Origin of the sequence: Vibrio sp. YT-18, assembly GCF_033337345.1 — a bacterium.
In the GTDB taxonomy this organism is placed as follows: Bacteria; Pseudomonadota; Gammaproteobacteria; order Enterobacterales; family Vibrionaceae; genus Vibrio; species Vibrio alginolyticus.
Map to the genome: position 1 here is coordinate 1 of NZ_JAWOQO010000060.1, position 1,927 is coordinate 1,927.

At 46.4% G+C, this 1,927-nt stretch carries 4 protein-coding genes; 3 read left to right on the plus strand and 1 reads right to left on the minus strand.

Going from position 1 to position 1,927, the window contains the following annotated elements:
* Positions 1 to 86: 86 nt before the first annotated feature.
* The 3 genes from R7M72_RS24220 (at position 87) to R7M72_RS24230 (ending at position 1,702) form a co-directional block, all read left to right on the plus strand.
* Positions 87 to 707 carry a lysoplasmalogenase gene (locus R7M72_RS24220; RefSeq protein WP_005481960.1) on the plus strand — a complete coding sequence of 207 codons (621 nt, stop codon included), beginning with the start codon at positions 87 to 89 and terminating at the stop codon, positions 705 to 707.
* 69 nt (positions 708 to 776) lie between these two features.
* A complete protein-coding gene (locus R7M72_RS24225) occupies positions 777 to 998 on the plus strand; it encodes a YecH family metal-binding protein (RefSeq protein ID WP_015297472.1) in 222 nt (73 codons plus the stop codon).
* Between the two features lie 119 nt (positions 999 to 1,117).
* Positions 1,118 to 1,702 (plus strand): YhgN family NAAT transporter, encoded by a 585-nt coding sequence (locus R7M72_RS24230; protein WP_005455144.1) that lies wholly within the window; start codon positions 1,118 to 1,120, stop codon positions 1,700 to 1,702.
* Positions 1,703 to 1,755: 53 nt separating this feature from the next.
* Here the strand turns inward: R7M72_RS24230 and R7M72_RS24235 are convergent.
* Positions 1,756 to 1,927 (minus strand): DUF1145 domain-containing protein (locus R7M72_RS24235; protein WP_318056360.1); only part of this gene is annotated, 172 nt, incomplete at its 5' end.

Here is a 1,927-nt window from a genome sequence, read left to right on the forward strand (position 1 = left end):
GAGATCCAACTTTCGTAGATTGTGTCTTTACATCAAAACTGGTCTACCTAGACTAGCGGCGAGTTTAAGTAAAAGGTATGTACGGCATGTGGAGTTGGCTGGCGATAGGGTTATCAGGTATGTATTCCGTGTTGGGTGCAAAGCAAGCGAACCCGACACAATCCTTAGTGTTTAAAATCTTTACGCTATTACTTCTTCTTATTTTGGTGCTAACCCAAGGGCCGTCGGCCGATCACAGCTACTGGATTGCTGGTGGGTTGGTGGTTTCTATGTTCGCCGATACGCTGCATTCGTTTAAAACTCGCAAGCTTATCTATTTTGCTGCCTATCTCGCAGCGCAAGTGTGCTACAGCAAATCTTTTTGGGTTCAGCTCAATGGTGACATCGTGTGGTGGTTGTTGGCTTTGTTGCTTGCCGCCAGTATCGTGGCGTTTTTCCTTCTTTTACCGCAGTTAGATTCGCTCGTTTTTCCCGTTGTGACTATGGGCATAATGCTAGTGCAGCTCGCTTGGGCAGCCGGTGAGGTTTGGCTGCAAACGCCTAGCTACGCGAATGCCATTGGCTTTAGTGGCACCGTCATCATGACGTATTCTGCGCTCGCTTACGCCATACACGGATTCCGTAAACCAATGAAGCGCGCGTATGTTTGGGTAAGTGGTAGCTACTTTCTTGCTCATGCACTCATTGTTGCTTCTATCATTTACTAACGTAAGTCAAAGCAGTGCTCGACGATTTCCGTACACTGGTCGGGTTCTATTTGCTAACTGGAGTTAATGATGAGTGACATTCATGCTCACAACTTACTAAACCTACTACGTGAAACCCCAATGAGCCGCGACGAGCTCGCACAACATTTTGGCGCTGACGTACGTTTTCATACCTGTAAGTTGAATGATCTAGACTTAGATGCATTGCTAACCTTTTTATTACAGCGCGATAAGGTTCGCGAACTCGAAGGCAAGTTCGTCGTCAACATGGCGCGTATTTGCAACCATTAAGCGGCGTCTGAGGTTGTTTCGGTAATCGGGGGCGAATTATCTGATTTCGCCCTTAGGCGTATACTCGCGCAATCTCCTTACTATACACTGGTCGCCATTTGTTTCGTCGAGGCCAGAACATGGATATTCTTTCTGCAGCGACCATGCTGTTTCTTATCATGGACCCTCTTGGCAATTTGCCCATTGTGTTGTCCATTCTTAAACACATCGATCCCAAACGTCGTCGTAAGGTGCTCATCCGCGAGCTGATTTTTGCCTTATTGATTTTGATGTTGTTCTTGTTCGCCGGACAAAGCATCTTGAGCTTTTTGCACGTACAGCCGGAAACTTTGAGTATCTCTGGTGGCATCATCTTATTTATCATCGCAATTAAGATGATTTTCCCAAGTGCAGGGAGCATCACCGGGTTAGCGGCGGGTGAAGAGCCGTTTATTGTGCCAATGGCAATTCCAATGATTGCCGGCCCATCAGTGATTGCCGCGTTGCTTCTGCTTTCTTCCCAGCATCCCGACAAACTGGTCGAACTCTCAGCGTCGGTGGTGATTGCGTGGGGCGCGACCTTCTTTATTTTGATGTTCTATGGCTTTTTCAATCGTCTGTTGGGCGAACGCGGTCTGAAAGCGGTGGAACGCTTGATGGGCTTGTTATTGGTGATGATTTCCACCCAGATGTTCCTAGATGGTGTGAAAAGCTATTTGGGATAAATCAAAGACAACAAAAAGCCGCTCTAGTGAGCGGCTTTTCTTTATAACGATGTTTACATCATGTGTTTACGACGAATATCGAGTAGGGCAAAAATACCAAAAATCAAAATGGAGTACTTTTCCCAACTGCTCATCTGAATCTTATCGCCAAATGCACCAATGAAGATGGCCATTTGTAAACCGTGCATGATGAACAAGAAGGCTGTCATGATGTACAGCGCAATC